The organism is Ruminococcus sp. XPD3002 (assembly GCA_900119535.1).
GTDB lineage: Bacteria > Bacillota > Clostridia > Oscillospirales > Ruminococcaceae > Ruminococcus > Ruminococcus flavefaciens_H.
Genome location: FPJT01000005.1, coordinates 44,343 through 62,180 on the forward strand (window position 1 = coordinate 44,343; position 17,838 = coordinate 62,180).

General features: G+C 39.6%; 23 protein-coding genes. 16 read left to right on the plus strand and 7 right to left on the minus strand.

What is annotated here, in order from left to right; all coding sequences use genetic code 11:
• Positions 1-16 precede the first annotated feature (16 nt).
• The 3 genes from BT127_RS05815 to BT127_RS05825 form a co-directional block, all read right to left on the minus strand.
• On the minus strand, positions 17-1,225 hold the full coding sequence (locus BT127_RS05815) for a Fic family protein (RefSeq protein ID WP_075424088.1): 1,209 nt from the start codon (positions 1,223-1,225) through the stop codon (positions 17-19).
• Positions 1,226-1,515: 290 nt separating this feature from the next.
• Complete coding sequence (locus BT127_RS05820; protein ID WP_075424089.1) at positions 1,516-1,725, minus strand: helix-turn-helix domain-containing protein; 210 nt, start codon at positions 1,723-1,725, stop codon at positions 1,516-1,518.
• Positions 1,726-1,876: 151 nt separating this feature from the next.
• A complete protein-coding gene (locus BT127_RS05825) occupies positions 1,877-3,022 on the minus strand; it encodes a tyrosine-type recombinase/integrase (RefSeq protein ID WP_075424090.1) in 1,146 nt (381 codons plus the stop codon).
• 264 nt (positions 3,023-3,286) lie between these two features.
• Here BT127_RS05825 and BT127_RS05830 point away from each other — a divergent pair, with 264 nt between their 5' ends.
• The 13 genes from BT127_RS05830 (at position 3,287) to BT127_RS05890 (ending at position 13,411) form a co-directional block, all read left to right on the plus strand.
• Positions 3,287-4,765: an AAA family ATPase gene (locus tag BT127_RS05830; RefSeq protein ID WP_075424091.1), complete on the plus strand. Its 1,479-nt coding sequence runs from the start codon at positions 3,287-3,289 to the stop codon at positions 4,763-4,765.
• A gap of 68 nt (positions 4,766-4,833) precedes the next feature.
• A complete protein-coding gene (locus BT127_RS05835) occupies positions 4,834-5,730 on the plus strand; it encodes a leucine-rich repeat domain-containing protein (RefSeq protein ID WP_075424092.1) in 897 nt (298 codons plus the stop codon).
• A 33-nt stretch (positions 5,731-5,763) separates the two neighbouring features.
• Positions 5,764-6,408 (plus strand): leucine-rich repeat domain-containing protein, encoded by a 645-nt coding sequence (locus BT127_RS05840; protein ID WP_075424093.1) that lies wholly within the window; start codon positions 5,764-5,766, stop codon positions 6,406-6,408.
• 37 nt (positions 6,409-6,445) lie between these two features.
• On the plus strand, positions 6,446-7,564 hold the full coding sequence (locus BT127_RS05845) for a tetratricopeptide repeat protein (RefSeq protein WP_075424094.1): 1,119 nt from the start codon (positions 6,446-6,448) through the stop codon (positions 7,562-7,564).
• Positions 7,551-7,784 (plus strand): tetratricopeptide repeat protein, encoded by a 234-nt coding sequence (locus tag BT127_RS05850; protein ID WP_175541918.1) that lies wholly within the window; start codon positions 7,551-7,553, stop codon positions 7,782-7,784. The genes BT127_RS05845 and BT127_RS05850 overlap by 14 nt, the downstream gene beginning before the upstream one ends.
• Before the next feature lie 53 nt (positions 7,785-7,837).
• Positions 7,838-8,878, plus strand: a complete 1,041-nt coding sequence (locus tag BT127_RS05855) for a hypothetical protein (RefSeq protein WP_075424096.1) — start codon at positions 7,838-7,840, stop codon at positions 8,876-8,878.
• Positions 8,879-8,891: 13 nt separating this feature from the next.
• Positions 8,892-9,113: a hypothetical protein gene (locus BT127_RS05860; RefSeq protein WP_075424097.1), complete on the plus strand. Its 222-nt coding sequence runs from the start codon at positions 8,892-8,894 to the stop codon at positions 9,111-9,113.
• A gap of 75 nt (positions 9,114-9,188) precedes the next feature.
• Positions 9,189-10,235 carry an O-acetyl-ADP-ribose deacetylase gene (locus BT127_RS05865; RefSeq protein WP_075424098.1) on the plus strand — a complete coding sequence of 349 codons (1,047 nt, stop codon included), beginning with the start codon at positions 9,189-9,191 and terminating at the stop codon, positions 10,233-10,235.
• A gap of 93 nt (positions 10,236-10,328) precedes the next feature.
• Positions 10,329-10,949, plus strand: a complete 621-nt coding sequence (locus BT127_RS05870) for a vWA domain-containing protein (protein ID WP_075424099.1) — start codon at positions 10,329-10,331, stop codon at positions 10,947-10,949.
• Between the two features lie 183 nt (positions 10,950-11,132).
• A complete protein-coding gene (locus BT127_RS05875) occupies positions 11,133-11,348 on the plus strand; it encodes a hypothetical protein (RefSeq protein WP_075424100.1) in 216 nt (71 codons plus the stop codon).
• Between the two features lie 58 nt (positions 11,349-11,406).
• Complete coding sequence (locus BT127_RS05880; RefSeq protein ID WP_075424101.1) at positions 11,407-11,589, plus strand: hypothetical protein; 183 nt, start codon at positions 11,407-11,409, stop codon at positions 11,587-11,589.
• A gap of 315 nt (positions 11,590-11,904) precedes the next feature.
• Entirely contained in the window at positions 11,905-12,663 is a 759-nt protein-coding gene (locus tag BT127_RS05885) for a hypothetical protein (protein ID WP_075424102.1), read from the plus strand.
• On the plus strand, positions 12,653-13,411 hold the full coding sequence (locus BT127_RS05890; protein ID WP_075424103.1) for a hypothetical protein: 759 nt from the start codon (positions 12,653-12,655) through the stop codon (positions 13,409-13,411). The genes BT127_RS05885 and BT127_RS05890 overlap by 11 nt, the downstream gene beginning before the upstream one ends.
• Before the next feature lie 221 nt (positions 13,412-13,632).
• On the opposite strand, the gene BT127_RS05895 is transcribed toward BT127_RS05890, so the two are convergent.
• The 4 genes from BT127_RS05895 to BT127_RS17155 form a co-directional block, all read right to left on the minus strand.
• A complete protein-coding gene (locus BT127_RS05895; protein ID WP_075424104.1) occupies positions 13,633-14,241 on the minus strand; it encodes a relaxase/mobilization nuclease domain-containing protein in 609 nt (202 codons plus the stop codon).
• Positions 14,211-14,495 (minus strand): hypothetical protein, encoded by a 285-nt coding sequence (locus BT127_RS05900; RefSeq protein WP_075424105.1) that lies wholly within the window; start codon positions 14,493-14,495, stop codon positions 14,211-14,213. Before BT127_RS05900 ends, BT127_RS05895 begins: the two co-directional genes overlap by 31 nt.
• 307 nt (positions 14,496-14,802) lie before the next feature.
• Entirely contained in the window at positions 14,803-15,420 is a 618-nt protein-coding gene (locus BT127_RS05905; RefSeq protein WP_318257173.1) for a DUF1848 family protein, read from the minus strand.
• Positions 15,413-15,730, minus strand: a complete 318-nt coding sequence (locus BT127_RS17155; protein ID WP_318257174.1) for a DUF1848 family protein — start codon at positions 15,728-15,730, stop codon at positions 15,413-15,415. The genes BT127_RS05905 and BT127_RS17155 overlap by 8 nt, the downstream gene beginning before the upstream one ends.
• Before the next feature lie 417 nt (positions 15,731-16,147).
• Here BT127_RS17155 and BT127_RS05910 point away from each other — a divergent pair, with 417 nt between their 5' ends.
• The 3 genes from BT127_RS05910 (at position 16,148) to BT127_RS05920 (ending at position 17,836) form a co-directional block, all read left to right on the plus strand.
• On the plus strand, positions 16,148-16,369 hold the full coding sequence (locus tag BT127_RS05910) for a DUF960 family protein (protein WP_318257180.1): 222 nt from the start codon (positions 16,148-16,150) through the stop codon (positions 16,367-16,369).
• 63 nt (positions 16,370-16,432) lie between these two features.
• Entirely contained in the window at positions 16,433-16,681 is a 249-nt protein-coding gene (locus tag BT127_RS05915; protein ID WP_075424106.1) for a hypothetical protein, read from the plus strand.
• A gap of 57 nt (positions 16,682-16,738) precedes the next feature.
• Positions 16,739-17,836 (plus strand): amidoligase family protein, encoded by a 1,098-nt coding sequence (locus BT127_RS05920; RefSeq protein ID WP_075424107.1) that lies wholly within the window; start codon positions 16,739-16,741, stop codon positions 17,834-17,836.
• Positions 17,837-17,838: the final 2 nt, after the last annotated feature.

The window sequence follows — 17,838 nt, forward strand, 5'->3', positions numbered from 1 at the left end:
GGCGGCACAATCATTATTACACATCAAAAAGTTTATCTGCTTCATCAAGATCAAGAAGATAATACTTCCTGCCTTTCTGACGATTCTCAATGAGCAGAATTTCAGGAATAAGCCTTAATCTGCTCCGTAATGTATTCTCTGACAGTTTCAGTTCATTAAGAAGCTCCTCACGGGAGATACCGATATTTGAGAATAACGCTGCCTGTATCAGGAGTTCGTACAAATGAGCAATATCGTTCTTTTCAGCATTAGGTAAGCTACCGACACGTTGACAGTAGTATTCCCATTTATACTTCTTTTCTTCAAGAGTTTCCAGCAACTGCTGCAGCGATATCTCCAGTATATTCAGGAACATCTCCACAAACGGCGTAAGTTCAGCTTTGTTGTGTGCATCGTTGCATACTTCAAAAGCCTTATAGTATTTGGAGATGTTTTCTTTTACTGTATAAGACAGTCGGTATCCTATCAAGGGGTTAAGCTGACGCGATAACAGGTAGCTGCTGATAAATCGGCTCGTTCTTCCATTTCCATCGTAGAATGGATGTATATATCCGAACAGATAGTGGAATACAGCTATCCTGATGAAGATATCGATATCATCATCGTTCAACACTGCAAGGCTCTGGTTCATGGTATCGATTATCTTGTTTTCTGGTGATAAACCTTTGTGAATAACTTTCTGAGTTGCCGATTGCACTTCAACGCCGGATTTACGGAACAATTCACCATCAGGCAGATTCTCAGGATCAGTAGCCTTTATTTCTTCATAGAAGATATCATCATAGACCTTGCGTATATCCTGACAGGTCTTAAACGGCATTGTGTTATCATCTTCTATAGCTGCATATTTAGCCACCAGTCCAACGAAACGGTTACGTTTATCATGAGTTGACAGATCCTGAAGTATCTCACCAATCTCTTTCCGGGTACTGTGAACTCCCTCGATGTTGTTTGTGAGAAGTATTTCGTCTATAAGGCACTTGGAAGTGAACTGAGATATCGCAAGCTTAGGAAGCGTGTTCGCAACAGCGTCAACAGCCTTGTCCATACGCTCTATTGCGATTATTTGCTTATATATATCCGGAGTCTGACAGATAAAAGCGGCATTCTCTCCTATGTTTACAGACAGATGAATAGTATCAGCAGCGTTATACCTGCTTTCATATTCTGTCTTATACTCTTTTGTTCCCATATGGAACAAAGCTTTTAGCGTTTTCCTTGACATATATCCCAGCTCCTTATGACAGTTGTCGTTGTTATTATCTGAAGCTCATAATCAATTATGCATTGAGTATTCATCTAAGTGTCACCCCAAGCCAAACTCAAAAACATACAAATTTTGATTTTTACATATCGATTGTATCATATACAAACGTAAAAGTCAATATAGAACAGACATTTCCCACATAACAAGAGAAGTTTCAAGTTGAATAAAAGCACGCTAGAAACAGCAGTGCCGCCCGTAGGCGGCACAAATACATATAATAACCATAAACCGTCTGTCGATGGCTTTCATCAGCCTTCGTCAGACGGTTCGTATTTTATAATGTCCTCAACTTTGCAGTCAAGTATTTGGCACAGGTCGTCTATCAGCTGAGTAGTAACGCCCTGATCATGTCTAAGACGATGTATGGTACTGCTGCTGATGTTGTGCTTGTTGATAAGAGTATAGGTGGAAACGCCTTTTTTCTTCATTGTATCCCAAAGCGGTTTGTAAGTTATCATAAAAATATCACCAATACTATTATAATTTATGCTCGACTACTTGAAAATAGTCGTATTTTAGACTATAATAGTATATGGTCATATTTATGAGCATATCAAAGCTGTGATATAATAAAAATGCCGCAAATTTCTACACTTACTGTCACAGGCATCATAGATTAAGGATTATAGGCACATTATGGGTATTATCTGACGATATTTCTGACGGCGAATACACTTTTGATTCAAGCAGTGCCATACACGCTATCTTCCGCTCCATAGAAGTATGAACATATCGATTCAGCGTAGTTTCAACGCTTGCGTGACCGAGTATTTCGGAAAGCGTCTTCACATCGAACCCGGCTTGCAGGCAGTTAGTGGCAAATGCGTGGCGGAGGCTATGGTAGCTGACTGACGGCAAATCAGCTTTTTTCAGAATGGATTTGAAGCGCCGCTGCAATGTGCGAGGCTCAATAATATGTTCAGAGCCGGAGAGAATATAACAATTTTCATTGCTGCGGGAATCCCGCAGCAGTTTTATAAGAAATTTTGGTATAGGGATAGATCGCCGTGAAGTGCGGCTTTTCGGCGTATCAGCTATAAGTCGAGTTTCGTGTGTGCTGTTACGTATCCGCTGCACTGTACGTCTGACGGTTAAAATGCTCTTTTCAAAGTCTATATCTCTCCACATCAGACCACAGACCTCACCGACACGAAGTCCTGTATAAAGGCTCAGGAGCACGCAAAGCGAAGTCGTACACGGATTTCTTTGGAGATATCTGCACAGGTGCAACTGTTGATTTCGTGTAAGGAGTACAGCTTCACTTCTGTGCACCTTTGGGAGTTCAACATCTGCCAGTATATTGCGAAATCCATGAATCTTAGCGGTATACTTAGCCATAGACTTAAAGACAATTACAATGTCGGAAACATATTTTGCTGATAACCCCGAATCCAGCTTTTCTTGAATGAAGTTATTAAGCATTTGCACCGTCAGCATATCATACCGTATACCGCCAAACACAGGAAGAATATGCTTCTCAACTTTCATCAGATAATTGGCAAAGGTAGATGTCTTCACACGGAGCTTTATCGCCAACATCCACTCGGAGAAAAGCTCTTTTACCGTCATCTGACAAGTAACAGGAGGAGCTGGAGGTCTTGTTTTCAATGGAGCAAGTTTATCTCTAACTTCCGTATAGGAGTGACCGTATACAGAGCAATATTTAGCCTTCCCGCTTTCATCGTATCCCGACTTATATCGCCCCTCCCAGCGTCCGTCCTTGCGGTGATAAATATTTTCTCCTCTCCGTGCCATGCTTCTCCTTCTTCCTTGACCAAAATCCTGACGATAAATGAGCAGTAAATATATACAAAACGAGTCTTTGAGCCTTGTGTAATCTGCTGATTTTATAATAACGATTGTTAAAATTTATCATATTCAATTGAAATTAACGCAAAATTGTGGTAAAATATAACATACAAAGTATATATTGAGTCCGCCGTAAATTGTAGAAATTTGCGGCAGCTTTAAAACAATTATAACATTTTTGCAGTGTTATGTCATCAAAGGAGGATAAAAATGAAAATAGATAAAGAGCTGAGTTCTTATGTTGATTCTGGCTTCCCAATAATATACATCAATTCTTTCGAGGAGACAAAAGTTGATGGTATCATCTCATCAGTAATGGGCGGAAGAAAAGGCTATGAGTGGAATGGTGCAGACGGATTTTGTGAATTCAAAACAAAGCAGAGCATGATTGCTGATAAGGGACTTGCAGAAACATTAAAACTACTATGTGCTGATAATGAGCTGGAACGCAAATTTTTAGTATTAAAAGATGCTCACCTTTACTTTGATGATCCAACTGTTATAAATTGCTTAAAAGCAATAGCTATAAAAATATCAAATGGACTTGATGCAGCTGTTATAATAGTTTCATCTATATTAAAATTCCCCAAAGAACTCGAAAAGTTTATTACAATACTTGAAATGGATTATCCTGATCAAAATGAAATTAAGGAGCAGATAATTGCGTTTGCCAAGGAGCAGGAAGTGTCCATAGCAGATGCTCTCCTTGAAGAAATGTCAATGGCATTTAAAGGACTCACAGAATTTGAGATAGATAATCTTTTGGCTGCTGCTCTTGCAGATGATGGTATGTTCACTCGCAGCGACTTGAAGCTTATCTTCGATCAGAAGCAGCAGATGATAATGAAATCAGGTATCCTCGAAATGATACCACTGAAAGAACGTCCGGAAGATATAGGCGGACTTGAAAATCTTAAACTTTGGCTTGATAAAAAATCAAAAGTATTTAAGTCGATAAATAAGGCCATTGAGTTCGGAGTGAATATGCCAAAAGGAGTTCTTATTGCCGGTGTTCCCGGCTGTGGCAAATCTCTCTGCGCAAAGGTTACAGCTCAGATGTTTGCAGTACCGCTGCTTCGTCTCGATATGGGAAAGATCATGGGCAAGTATGTTGGTGAATCTGAGGAGAATATGCGTAAGGCAATAACTCTTGCTGAGGCCATATCACCTTGTATACTCTGGATAGATGAGCTTGAAAAGGCGTTTGCAGGCGTCAACGGTACTGGAAATGAAGTCACAGTTCGTTTGTTTGGTACTTTCCTGACATGGATGCAGGAGAAAACCAGCTCCACTTTCGTTGTGGCAACTGCAAACGATATAACCAAACTGCCGCCGGAGCTTATGCGTAAAGGAAGATTCGATGAAATATTCTATGTTGGTCTTCCAAATCCTGATGAGCGCAAGAAGATATTTGAGATACATATCAAAAAACGCCGTAGGAATGACTTGTCATCAATTGACATAAGTAGTCTGGTATCAAAAACAGAGGGATACAGCGGAGCTGACGTTGAGGGTGTAGTCATTGATGCAGTCGAAAACGCCTTCGTGGACGGCAGCAGTGCTCTTACAACAGAGCATATCCAACGGGCTATCGAAAACACGCATTCGCTTTCAGAGATAATGAAGGAGTCGCTTACTAACCTCTCAAAGGAATACGAAAACAGACATTTCAAGAGTGCTTCTAAATAAAAGAATCAATGCGATACTCCGGCAGGCGCCGGAGTATCAGTAGCATTATATAGTAAGGAGTGTCTATTATGGTAAAAAAAATCAGATTTCCATTAAAGATGAAAAACGGAACAGATGTCCGTACACTGGACGAACTCAAGGAAAACTTTGATCTTGAATCAGTTCTTGGATATTTCACAGATGGTAGGCTCGCCACATGGCTTTCCGATCGTTATTATGATGAAAAGGCTGAGGCTGTAGCTGCTTTGTCGGCAGATATGCCAGACCTAAATGCAAAGCTCTGCGAGATACTTGAAGTTGAGTACGAAGCAGAGGCTGACGAAACAGATGTGGAGCTCATCGCAATGCGCAGAGAAAAATTTCAGATAATCAGCGGTGTTACCGATAATAGAGAAATACTCGATAATATTGATCGTGTAGCTATGGATCAGGACGAGCTGTTTGACATTCTTGATGAATCACCTGAGAAAGTTTATCTGTATGGTGATAAGTTTGAGATCCCGTTTGGAAAGGAAAATATCAGTTATATTGGCATTAATAAGCCTTTGGTCATTATAGATAAAAGTAAATATTCTGAGGATTTTGAGGAAAATGGCATATCATTCAGAAATGTGGAATTTGAAGAAGGTGCTTTTCAAACTCGTTATCTTACCCCTGTCGGTGAATATGAAATCGAAGACGGGGTTCTCTATAAAGGTAAGCCAGATTCAAATGGAGTTTGTGTTATCCCCTATGGTGTTGAAAGAATTGAAGATAATGCCTTTGAAGAGTGTGTGGAACTAATAAAAATCTTTGTTCCAGATAGTGTTAAAAGGATTGGAAGCTATGCATTTGCTTACTGCAAAAACCTAATAGATGTAACTATCTCAAACAGTATTACACATATTGATCACGCTGCATTTTGTGAATGTGAAAGTTTGACTAATGTTTATGTCAAAGATAATGTTATAAAAGTTACTGATTAACTAATAAACGAATGATTTAGGAAGGTGATTATAATGCCGAGACTAATAGAAAGACCTATTATTGAACACGATGCTTTTCGAGGCTGTGGAAGCTTGAAAAATGTCACTATTCCAAATAGTATTAAAATTATTAAAGAATATGCATTTGAAGGCTGTGTAGGATTAACCAAAATAACAATTCCAGAAAGTGTTACACACATTGGATGGCATGCATTTGAAGGCTGTAAGAGTTTGGCTGACATAACACTTACTGAAAATATTGTGATTATCGGAAATGAAGCATTTAAAGAATGTACAAGCTTAACTGATATAACAATTCCCAAAAATGTTGGAGAGATTGGAGAGGACGCTTTTTCAGGATGTTCTTCTTTAAAGAGCGTTATAATTCAAGAGGGTGTTGAACGTATTGGAAATCTCGCATTTTCTGATTGTACAAATCTTTCAAAAGTCGTTATTCCTGAAAGTGTTACAGAGATAGGTTATTTTGCATTTAGCGGATGCGATAATTTAACCGATATAACATTACCAGATCATTTCAGCGAACATGATTTGAATCGTCCTTCGCCTCAATGGTCGACTGTTTCGTCTTACCGTCTAAACAAAGCATCAGAAGTTTTTAGAGAGTTGGGTTTGGGGCAAAAAAAGTCTCTTTTTGACAAATTCAAGGGATTATTCTGAGTGTCAAAGGCGTTTAATAAAACAAAAGGTGATTATTATGGCAAGAAAAATAAAATTTCCGTTGAAAATGAAAGATGGATACGATGCAAGAAGTATCGAGGAACTTCGAGAGCATTTCGATCTTGAAAGTGTTCTTGGCTATTTTGCCGATGGCAGATTACAGACTTGGCTGCGAGACAGATACTTTGATGATGAAGCTCAGCAAGTTAGCGAGCTTGATCCAAATGACTCTGAGCTTGTAACTAAGATATGCAGTATTCTTGGAGTTGAAGCTCAGGAACAAGCTGTCAATGTCGATGTTCATGAAATAAACCGATATAACGAAAAAAGAAAGCAGCTTCTCGAAAAATATCCTGAGCCGGAGCTGCTGAACAATATTGATGCTGTTGCTTTTAATGAAGATGATATTATACAGATCATCGAAAAAGGTATAAAAGAGATCTACCTTATAGACAACGAATTTGAGTTCCCGTTTGAGATAAGTGATGGGAAGATAGTGAAAAAAGACGGCAGTCCTCTTCCAGCAGATATTGGTATTTCACTATATGATTGTAAGTTTATAGGTAAAGGTGCGACATTACATATTGATAGTAGTGCTGGTCCAATGTGTGAGATCTTTCGGCTTGAATTTGAAAATATCAATTTTATTTTCGCCGATGAAGATTTGGAATTATTTTTCAAAGCACGAATTTTAAAGGATATTGATTCGTCGTTAGAAATTGCCAAAAGTTTATATGCAGGAAAAGAATATAAAGATGCTTATGATTATTTTTTGCTCGCAGCTGAACTTGGAAATCCTGTTGCTCAGAGCTTCCTAGGTGATATGTATTATTATGGACAAGGTGTCCAAGAGGATTACGCAGAAGCAGCCAAGCTGTATCGTAAAGCAGCAGAGCTAGGTAATGCATACGCACAGTACAGTCTTGGTTGGATGTTTGATACCGGAAAAGGCGTGACAGAAGACTGTGCAGAGGCGATTGAGTGGTATAGAAAATCAGCAGCTCAAGGGTATTCATGTGCACAGTACATTCTTGGTCAGATGTATTATTATGGAAGAGGTGTCAAGGAGGATTACGCAGAAGCAGTCAAGTGGTTTCGTAAAGCAGCAGAGCAAGGTGATGTAGATGCACAGAATAGACTTGATGAACTATTGTGATTTAGGGGTAGAAAATGATTATGCAAATGCTGTTGAGTGGTATAAAAAAGCTGCTGAGCAGGGAGATGATTGGGGACAAGCTAATCTTGGTAGGATGTTTCAATATGGATATGGTGTTGTTCGCGATAAGTCTCTCGCTATTGCATGGTACAAATTAGCTGCTAAACAAGGAAATGGACTTGCTATACTTCAGCTAGAACAATGGAATGTGACTATATAAACAAAAGAATATCCTATTTTAGTTCTTAAAGATTATGATTTGGGAGGAGAAAAATGATAAACAAATCAAAACTAACAGAGATCCTGCGAGATGCAGTATCTGATTATACGTCTAAAGCAGAAGAGAAAACTCCTGCCGAATGGTTGCAGGGATATTTAGGCGAGAAACTGCCCGAAAAATCGGTCGATGCAATCAAAAGCATATCTGGCGAGATACTTGGCACTCTCGACCTTATTGAGGCGAAAAAGGCTTCTATGGAAGCAGCTATGGTGAATGGTCAATCGGCTGAAACCTGGTTTGCAAATGAAGTTGTAGCGGATAGCAGCTCAAACAGCGAAAAGGCACGAGATCTTGCGGTATTCTTTAATGGAATAAATAAGGCGAACGCCGAGTATGAAAATGTGATCGATATTGAGGAAACAAGCGTTGAAGAGATCGATACACAGGACGCCGAAGAATGGAACGACAACAACTGGAACAACTTCAAGCTGAAAGACACAGCCAAAGAAACAGTAGGTGAAATTGTTAAAACCGGCTTCAGAGAGATTGCTGCTGATGTTTATATGAAAGCCTCTGAAGAAGGTATAGGAGCAGTAATCAGCGACAAGGAATTTATTATAGATACGGTGATAGATGTTGCTGGTAACGGCGTAAAGGCTGCTGTTTCTGCCGGACTTGTTATTGCAGAGGAATCCGGGATTATCCCTCCTACAACTTTCGGAGCACTTGCTACAATTGCACACAAAGCCGTTGAAGAAGCAAGGGTGTTTAAAGAAGTAATCAAAGGAAAAACTACCATAATTCAGGCATTGTCAAAGATCAAAAATACAGTTGTATCTACCGCTGCTGCGGTATGGGAGCAGAATAAAAAAGTCATCAAGGAGGAAGTGGTTGAAAGCGTTGGGTACATCTTCGGAGTTAAAGGGGCTGTAATTGCCGGTGCAATAAATGGACTATTTACCAAAACAGAAGACGAGCCAAAATTAAAAACCGTTTTAAAATCAGTAGCTAACTCCGTAAAAGGATTTATGACTAAAAAGATTCATCTGCCGTTCTTCAACAAGAATAAAAACAAACAGTTGGAAATGAATTAAAGGAGGGATCCATATGGCATTTCGAGGAGCAGTCGGTATAATAACATCTTTTCCAAATCATAATGAAAAACATTGCGTTGGATGTGAACACTGGAAAGGCGAACGTGATATCACATATGGTGGAACTGCTGCAACAAGCAAAAACGGTTCTCAGGCTTTCTGTGTAATGAGAAAGAATAATACTTTACCCGATTATGGCTGTAATAATTTCAAAAAATGGACTTATCTGAAATAAAACGCAAAAATATCTCTATTGCAATCCGACATCAGCCGTGTTATAATATGAAAAAACATAGTTAGGAGCGATATTATGCCGTTGAAGTTTATTCGTGATGATATAACAAAGCTGAAGGTCGATGCAATAGTCAACGCTGCGAATACCTTCCTTCTTGGAGGAGGCGGAGTTGACGGCGCAATCCACCGTGCTGCAGGTCCAAAGCTGCTGGATGAATGCAGAAAACTCGGCGGCTGCGAAGTCGGAAAAGCAAAAATGACCAAGGGCTATAAGCTTCCTGCCGGACACATCATACATACCGTCGGACCTGTCTGGAACGGCGGAAAGAACAATGAGCCTAAGCTGCTCCGAAGCTGTTATAAAGAGTGCCTTATTATCGCAGCGGAGAACAAGTTTGAAAGTATCGCATTCCCCCTTATATCATCGGGAGCCTATGGATATCCTAAGGAGCAGGCTTTGAAAATCGCTGTGGACAGTTGTTCGGAGTTTCTAAAGACTCATGATATGGACATAACTATCGTGATCTTCGACCGGGAGTCGTTTGATATCGGAAGGAAGAAGCTGAAAGATATCCAGGCGTTTATTGATGATAATTACTATGATGAATCAAGAACCTGGGCGTATACAGCAGCTGCAGGTACTCCCGGAGATTTAAATGACGTCCTTCGTCCATTCAAAAAGAAGACTTCTAAAAGCAGAAAAACAGCTCATTCAGTTCATTCAGATTTACCTGTTCTTGAATATGCCTGCTCTGAAAGTCTGGAAGAAAAGCTGAAAATGATAGATGAGAGCTTTACTGAAATGCTTCTCAGAAAGATAGACGAAAAAGGAATGAAAGATGTGGATTGCTATAAAAAGGCGAATATCGACCGGAAGTTGTTCTCAAAAATACGCTCAGACAAGGATTATCACCCCAAAAAGGTCACTGCTGTTGCATTCGCTATCGCCCTTGAACTAGATATTGAAGAAACAAAAGAGATGCTTTTAAAGGCAGGCTTCGGATTGTCAAATTCAAGTAAATTTGATATAATTGTCCGGTATTTTATTGAGAGCGGTAATTATAACATCAATGAGATAAATGAAGCTCTGTTCCAGTTTGATCAGGTTCTGATAGGTTCATAAAATGTCGCTTTGAAAGCGACCACTTACCTCTTGAAATATGGTATCATATGATCACAGAAGAAAACAGATAGCCAATTTCAAGGAGGAATCATTATGAAAAACAATATTACAGAACTCGTGCTTATACTCGATCGTTCAGGTTCAATGGCAGGACTTGAAAGCGATACTATCGGAGGCTTCAATTCAATGATCGAAAAGCAGAAAAAGCTTGATGGGAAATGCTATGTTTCTACGGTTATTTTCGATAATGAGAGCGAAGTCCTTCATGACAGAATAGATCTTGCGGAGGTACCCAAGATGACCGACAAAGAATATTTCCCGCGTGGATGTACTGCTCTTCTTGATGCTATAGGCGGTGCGATACATCACATCGAGAATATTCACAAATATGCCCGTAAAGAGGACGTTCCGGAACACACCCTTTTCTGCATCACTACCGACGGCATGGAAAATGCAAGCCACAAATATGATCTGAAAAAGGTCAGGAAAATGATAGAAGCCAAGAAAGAGATTGGCTGGGAGTTCATTTTCATAGGCGCTAATATTGATGCTGTTTCCGCTGCTGCCGATATCGGAATATCTGAGGACAGAGCTGTCAATTATACAGCTTCTGCATGCGGAACAGCCTCTGTATATGATGCGATGTCTGCTGTAACTTCATCAGTGAGAGGTTGTGTTCCGATAGAAAGGAACTGGAAGAAGAAGGTAAAATGACAGTCTTCAGAGAGGTGAGTGAAATGACCAAGGTGAAGATACCAAAACATATGCGCAAATGCAAGGAGTGTCCCTACAAACTGGGAATGATAAAATGCGTGACAAGTCCTTGTCCGGATTGCATTGCGAGCGGAGAAAAGACCGACCCTTTCAGGAATATAACCAAGAAGTGAGGTAAGCGGAATGGCAAATATACAATTCTCCCGCACTCAGAAATGCTGCCTGCTCTGCAAACACTGGAATGGTGCGATCGGCAGTACCACTATCGGAATAGTTCGCGGCGGTATGTTATTCACCGCTGACAACAACGAGAAACATTCCTGTTTTAAAAAAGGCAGCGGAATAGAAACTTTTTCAACTTATACCTGTCAATATTTCAAGCAAAGGTATGAAGATTGATCGCTAAGTCTCACCGGTACATTTTCGTTTTTCGCATGCATATGAAAGGAGTTCCTTTATGAGAATTCTTACAAATGAAGAAAAGAGAGATTATCCCTACTGCTTAGCGGATGCCTTTGTAGATATCGAAATCGGAAAATACACATGTACATGTTCACGTATTGGTGATGAAACATGTGTATACTCCATCACACCCAAACCCGATGAAGAAGGCTTAGAACTTATAAGGAACTCCCAGTGATGGGAGTTCTTTTTTTGTTAAGAGGAAAAAATGTCGCCTTTACGGCGACCAAGTTATTCTTGAAATGCTGTATAATATAAGCAGAAGATAAACATAGAACGACATTCCAGAAGCAAGTGAAAGGGTGAGTTGTATGGATTCAATTAATGAAAACTTCAAAAAAGCATCATAGCTTCAATTGCAATTATGTAGAGACCTTTAACAGATCTACTGCATTCTGTGCTTAGATGAAAATGATACTGGATGTTGGAATATAATTACATATCAGATGATCATGATATCTCTAAAGCGTATATCAGAAAGGAGAATTTAATTATGGATACAAATAAGATTAAGGATCTATTATCAAAGCCACATTTTGACATATCCGAAATATCTGCCAAAAATCTGCTTTCGGAAGAGGAGTATAACTCTATCCAGAAGGGCGTTCTTCTGGAAATCGACACAAATCAGGATCCGGATCAGTTCTTTGAGGTTCTGGAAAAGCAGTACATTCCGGAAGCAGATCTCTGTATTTCCATGTTTGAAAAGGAAATCAATAAAATCTGGATGTGCTTTTTTAAGCGAATCCATAATATCGAAAAATCCAACGAAATCTTCATTAAGATTTCAACGATGTCAAAAACAGCATGGGAATATATGTTAGATAATAAAGCCAAAATTAAAAGCTATGCAAAGTTATCTCATTATTCCGATATAAGTAGTAATTTGAGAAATCTTTCAAAGAGATGTAATGAACTGTCCGAGAGGTTTAATACGTATCTAGAAATAATCAGGGATATAACAAGTAAACAGGAGGAGAATATCACTCCGGAGCATATAATAAAAATGCTGTCTGCGTATGCAAATATTATCGACGAATACACTCTTGACACATTTACTCAGGAAGAACTTCAATTATATATTGATGCCTCAACTCAATTACTGCGTCTCTTCAAAGAAAACTATCAGTTCTTTATTGATAATGAGGAATATGGCAGTAAAGAAGAGCTCACAAAGAAAGCTATTAAACTGTCAACGACTTTACAACAGGTGAACATTTTTCAGAAAGGAGGAGTCATATATGACCATTAATGAATTATTATCAAAGCCTCATTTCATCATTTCAGAATACCTCGGGGAATTCGTCCTCGAAGAAGAAGATTACAATTCGATCCAGAAAGGAACTCTTCTTGAGCTTGATGAAAATGTATCCAAAGATAAATTCGTTCAGACGTTTTCCTTATTCATAGAGGAGTGGACTTCTGTCATCGACTTATTTGAGAAATTTGTCGATGAATTCTATGCTAAAGCTCCTACGTCTTGTTGGATTCATCGTAACAATCCCGTGAAGATTTGTAAAGAAGGTACTGATTACCTAAATATATTCATAAGATATCTGAAGGCACACTCTACAGAGGATTATCCACTTTTACACTTAATGCAATTAAACAAAACTTATTGCGCCGCACTTGATAAATTTAACGATGCTATAGACCGTTTTAAGAAGTATATCGTAGCGTTTACAAAAATTAGGAAGATAACGAGTTTAGCAAAGAATGTCGATATAACAGAAGCACCAGTATGTGAAACCTTCAAACAGGTTGCAGTAATAATGAATGAACTGACGAATATCATTGATGACCATAACCTATATACGTTTAATAATGAATCGTTACGTGAATACTATGACTTATGTACGTTTTACATAGACATCGCATCAAATATCATAGAATGTGGAAAGATTGAAGATGACGCTAATCTTATCAATGATATGAAAACAAATTCTACAAAATTGAAACTTATGGCGTTCCAATTAAGTCAGTATATGTGTCATGGATAACAATTTATAGTACTTACCAACAGACTCTTTATTTACCCAATTATCTATACATCCGGTCTCCTCATAACGGGGAGAACTTGATTTTTGACTGTTTAAGGTGTATATGTTTGAAATATATCAGAACAGCTCCCCGGCACAAAGGCCGGGAAGATACATGATCTTGAAAGCTGTTCTCATAGTTGAGTTAATTGGAGCAATAGTTGGTTTATGCAGCGTTAGGTTCAACCCTCAGTGTTTTTATTCGGATAGAAGACTCTCTTGAAGTCTTTGTTTTTGTTGTTATCACCGTTGGCAGATGTACTCGTCTGAGTTCGAGAAGAGTCAGACTCAGGAGTTTTATTCTTCTTTTCGATAACGAGTTCAACCGGCTTCTGTAGGACATCAGCCATTCCCTGAGCAATAGCGTAGTTGAGTTTGTTAGTTGGATGAAGCATTTTACCGGTTTCAAGGTTTGTTGTACCCACAAAAGCATGTCCATGATAATCAGAACTTTCTGTGTGCTTTTTGTGATTTCCTATCAGAATCAGATGTTCTTCTTTGAGTGGTTCCATGACCTGATCGATTATCTCCATTGACGTTTCAGCATCAGGAGCTGTCTCTGTCAGGAAAGACATCATGAAGTGAATAAACTGATTCTTACCGTCATTTCCATGATATTTAGCCAAAGACTCAAACTGTTCCTTTGCTGTTTCCGGATCATAACAGTCCACACCATATCCTCTCAAGCCTACGCAGTATTCGTTCGATGGATACTTTGTCGCATTCTTAGCATAATCCTCACCGCCATCTGCGTGAGTGATTACTTTGATGATATCAATTTTCTTTTCCATAACTTTCTTGCTTCCTCCCGAGCTTTCTTTACCATTTCAACGTTTCCGGTTTCTGCACCTTCTAAGCTGAGGTTGATGATAGTTTGCGTTTTAGCAAGTAGTAACGGATAATTCTTATCATCACTACCCTTGTTTTGAAGCCTGCGATTTGCTTCTTTCGAGAATGTCGTTTTCTTAGCCTTAGCCGTTTCCTCGATTTCAGCGATCGTATCGTTCGGAATCCTCAGAGTCTTTGGACTTGTTCCATTTTTCATGAGTTTAACCTCCAGTTAATTTAAATTCAAGAATGATGTCAAATGGTGAAGAAGTATCGAAACATTGTACCCACAACATCCACATTTCTGCTCAAAAGAATAGTTTCTTTAGGTTATATTTATACGCGCATGTGCGTGTATAGAATAATAAATATATTTAATTTAAAATTAAATAATTTAGAATAATTAGAATATTTATAATAAAATAATTGCAGGTAATAAAGTACATTTGTCATACATTCTTACTGCATAGTACAAACTCAGACAAAAAATATCCTCCCGACCAAGCGAGAGGATAGAAGCATATTCAGAAAAACGAAAGCTGATTATCTATCCAGCTGACCTGTTCCGCTGAATGGATAGTTTCACCTACATGGAGCGTTCCGACAAGGAACGGAGAGTTAGGATCGTACAGACGAATATTCCGTCTTACGTTCTCTCTGTTGGAATTAGCGTAGCAGTAATGGCAGAGGTGATCGCAGGTATCATAAGCTCCGATATCAGTACCGAGAACGCAGCTGCATTCCGCTCGCTGCGATTTTTTCTTTGGAACATCAAGAGAACTGCCAATAGCCGCTTCAAAAGTCTCCTGAGTCATGCAGCCGTTACAGTCAACGCCGTATGGTGCAAGGTCCTTTCCCTCCGCGCAGGCTTTTATCGTTATGCCGTAACGTCTGCCAATCTCAGCAAAGGTCTTGCCTATGGTGATACGCTCCTGTGGAGTTACTGTTTTTGCCTGTGGGAAGTTACGAATGACTTTCTCATAGAGATCAATAAAACTGATAACGCACACTTCTGTATAACCTGAAAGAGTTTTGCACATTGTCTCGAAGTCTGATATGTGGCGTTTCAGAGTATATATACCGTCGATGAATATCGGATCGTATCTCCAGCCGATACAATTGACTCCGACAGCCTTAGACAATGTTTATAAAGTCCTGCATGACCTGCTCCTTCGGCGGAACATTCGGTTCAATGTCCTTTCCGTAGGGAGTTATCGTAACGAACCAGTATTGATGAAAGCGTTTCAGCTCGTCAATATGCTTCAGCATCGGAGCAGGATTCTTGGTACAGAAGGCTATACAGTCCACGACATCGGGATCAAGCTCATATCGTGTAATCCAGTCCTGACGGTATGGGTTTCGCACAAGCACATAGCCTTCGCGTATCCTGTTCATGAACCAGTCAGAGTAAAATGCGGGGATATCAGTCCGCATACCTGTGTTTATTATCATTTTTCTTTCTCTTTTCTCAGGCAGTGGTATTAAAATATCACTGCTTTTTATTTTTATATCGCTTAGCCGCCCGTAATGGGCGGCATAATAATGCGGAATCATGAAAAATTTGATTGTCTATATGAAATCATACCATATATTCCTCTATTATTCAAGCACTTAACAACCAGATTCGAGGCTTTTCCGAGAATTTCAAAATTTCATATATATATGATTACTACGTAATCGATTATTTCAAAAAAAGCTTTTGGACGTGATCGACTGTATTTCCGGATTTTTTGATCTTTCATATATATATTATTAATCTGAATACATAGCAAAGGTATTCGAGAATAATGTAAAGGAGGATCAAAAATGCCAGAAAATAACCGCTATCTGACCTGTGGAGTTGATGCGGCAATACCACTTTAAATACAGCTGTTTCTATGGGAATGTGTAGAGCGTATGCCCGCTCCGAAGGACTATTTGCAGGTATTCGATTTAGAGCAGGTCGGCTGTATGCAGTCAATAACTCACAGGTCAGAAGAACCGGAATACCGCAGAGTATACCTGCTCCCATCTGATAGTCCTATCACGGAAAAACTATACATAATCGACAACGGCGACCACAGCACCATGTTGCTTGCAAGTGAATACTGAACATTTATGCCGCTCCTTCGGGAGCGGATTTTCTGTTATAACTGTTTTCGGGAGGTGATAACTATGGATATACTTGACGAGCTTGCAGAGAAGTTCGCTCTGACGCTGGATTCTCAGCTTTGTAATGACAGCAATTATCTGAAATCAACTGCATTGCTGCATGAGTTTTCAGAAGGTCTGTCAGCTGAGAAGTCTGCGGAGCTTGACGATATCGCAGGTAGACTAACATCAGCTGCATTCAATGCGGGAATTCGTTCCGGTCTGAAACTTGGAGCAAGAATAGCTGTCGGACTTATAGGCAGCGAAAAATGAGTATTAACACAACAGCCGTCCTTCGGGACGGCTTCACTATTTTATGGAGGTCTAAAAATGGAAGAAAATAAACTTTACTGCTCTCACTGCGGAGCACTTATCGAAGGCGATGACTATGAAGAAGTGAATGGAGAAATCGTCTGCACTGATTGTTATGAGCACCACACCACGACTTGCGAAAGGTGCGGATCTGTAATTTGGACTGATGATTCCTATGGTGATGAATATACTACTCTCTGCCGTCATTGCTACGAAAACCATTACACAAGATGTAGCTGCTGTGATGCGCTTCTCCACGAAGATGATGCTTATCATCTTGACGGATATGACTACTGTAGCGAGTGTTACCATGACGAGGTCGATCGTAACAAAAGTATCCACGATTATGGTTACAAGCCTGAACCTATTTTCTATGGAGATAGTTCACGATATTTCGGCGTAGAGCTTGAAATTGACGGAGCAGGTAAGGACAGCTACAACGCCGATGAGATTCTTTCAATTGCAAACAAGGAAAATGAGCATATCTACATAAAGGGAGATGGTTCGCTAGATGACGGAATGGAACTGGTAACGCATCCAATGTCCCTTGAATATCACAAGAATTATCAGTGGGAAGAGATAATGAAAAAGGCTATATCACTGGGATATCGTTCGCATCAGACTTCAACCTGCGGACTTCATATCCATGTCAACAGAGACAGTCTTGGAGAGACACGGGAGGAGCAGGACGAGGTTATTAGTCGTATTCTGTACTTTGTGGAACATCATTGGAATGAGTTGCTGAAATTCTCTCGTCGCTCCGAGTACAGCATGAATCGCTGGGCAGCTCGCTATGGTTATGAGCATTCACCGAAGGCAATTCTTGACAAAGCTAAAAAAGGAAACAACGGCAGGTATGCTGCTGTCAATCTTATGAACTACGCAACCATAGAGTTCAGAATGTTTCGTGGTACGCTCAAATATAACACCTTTATTGCTGCTCTCCAGTTAGTGAACATGATATGTGATGTGGCAGTATACAGCTCCGATGACGGGATTGCTAAAATATCATGGAGCAACTTTGTTGCGGGTATCAAGGAACCTGAGCTGATACAGTACCTGAAAGAACGTCAACTCTATGTCAACGATGCAGTCAACACCAGTGATGATATCTGAGG

What these genes read in the sequence shown, in the direction of transcription:
- BT127_RS05815 (WP_075424088.1), bottom strand. Translation starts at nt 1,225, where the DNA reads ATGTCAAGGAAAACGCTAAAAGCTTTGTTCCATATGGGAACAAAAGAG.
- BT127_RS05820 (WP_075424089.1), bottom strand. Translation starts at nt 1,725, where the DNA reads ATGATAACTTACAAACCGCTTTGGGATACAATGAAGAAAAAAGGCGTT.
- BT127_RS05825 (WP_075424090.1), bottom strand. Translation starts at nt 3,022, where the DNA reads ATGGCACGGAGAGGAGAAAATATTTATCACCGCAAGGACGGACGCTGG.
- BT127_RS05830 (WP_075424091.1), top strand. Translation starts at nt 3,287, where the DNA reads ATGAAAATAGATAAAGAGCTGAGTTCTTATGTTGATTCTGGCTTCCCA.
- BT127_RS05835 (WP_075424092.1), top strand. Translation starts at nt 4,834, where the DNA reads ATGGTAAAAAAAATCAGATTTCCATTAAAGATGAAAAACGGAACAGAT.
- BT127_RS05840 (WP_075424093.1), top strand. Translation starts at nt 5,764, where the DNA reads ATGCCGAGACTAATAGAAAGACCTATTATTGAACACGATGCTTTTCGA.
- BT127_RS05845 (WP_075424094.1), top strand. Translation starts at nt 6,446, where the DNA reads ATGGCAAGAAAAATAAAATTTCCGTTGAAAATGAAAGATGGATACGAT.
- BT127_RS05850 (WP_175541918.1), top strand. Translation starts at nt 7,551, where the DNA reads ATGAACTATTGTGATTTAGGGGTAGAAAATGATTATGCAAATGCTGTT.
- BT127_RS05855 (WP_075424096.1), top strand. Translation starts at nt 7,838, where the DNA reads ATGATAAACAAATCAAAACTAACAGAGATCCTGCGAGATGCAGTATCT.
- BT127_RS05860 (WP_075424097.1), top strand. Translation starts at nt 8,892, where the DNA reads ATGGCATTTCGAGGAGCAGTCGGTATAATAACATCTTTTCCAAATCAT.
- BT127_RS05865 (WP_075424098.1), top strand. Translation starts at nt 9,189, where the DNA reads ATGCCGTTGAAGTTTATTCGTGATGATATAACAAAGCTGAAGGTCGAT.
- BT127_RS05870 (WP_075424099.1), top strand. Translation starts at nt 10,329, where the DNA reads ATGAAAAACAATATTACAGAACTCGTGCTTATACTCGATCGTTCAGGT.
- BT127_RS05875 (WP_075424100.1), top strand. Translation starts at nt 11,133, where the DNA reads ATGGCAAATATACAATTCTCCCGCACTCAGAAATGCTGCCTGCTCTGC.
- BT127_RS05880 (WP_075424101.1), top strand. Translation starts at nt 11,407, where the DNA reads ATGAGAATTCTTACAAATGAAGAAAAGAGAGATTATCCCTACTGCTTA.
- BT127_RS05885 (WP_075424102.1), top strand. Translation starts at nt 11,905, where the DNA reads ATGGATACAAATAAGATTAAGGATCTATTATCAAAGCCACATTTTGAC.
- BT127_RS05890 (WP_075424103.1), top strand. Translation starts at nt 12,653, where the DNA reads ATGACCATTAATGAATTATTATCAAAGCCTCATTTCATCATTTCAGAA.
- BT127_RS05895 (WP_075424104.1), bottom strand. Translation starts at nt 14,241, where the DNA reads ATGGAAAAGAAAATTGATATCATCAAAGTAATCACTCACGCAGATGGC.
- BT127_RS05900 (WP_075424105.1), bottom strand. Translation starts at nt 14,495, where the DNA reads ATGAAAAATGGAACAAGTCCAAAGACTCTGAGGATTCCGAACGATACG.
- BT127_RS17155 (WP_318257174.1), bottom strand. Translation starts at nt 15,730, where the DNA reads ATGATAATAAACACAGGTATGCGGACTGATATCCCCGCATTTTACTCT.
- BT127_RS05915 (WP_075424106.1), top strand. Translation starts at nt 16,433, where the DNA reads ATGGATATACTTGACGAGCTTGCAGAGAAGTTCGCTCTGACGCTGGAT.
- BT127_RS05920 (WP_075424107.1), top strand. Translation starts at nt 16,739, where the DNA reads ATGGAAGAAAATAAACTTTACTGCTCTCACTGCGGAGCACTTATCGAA.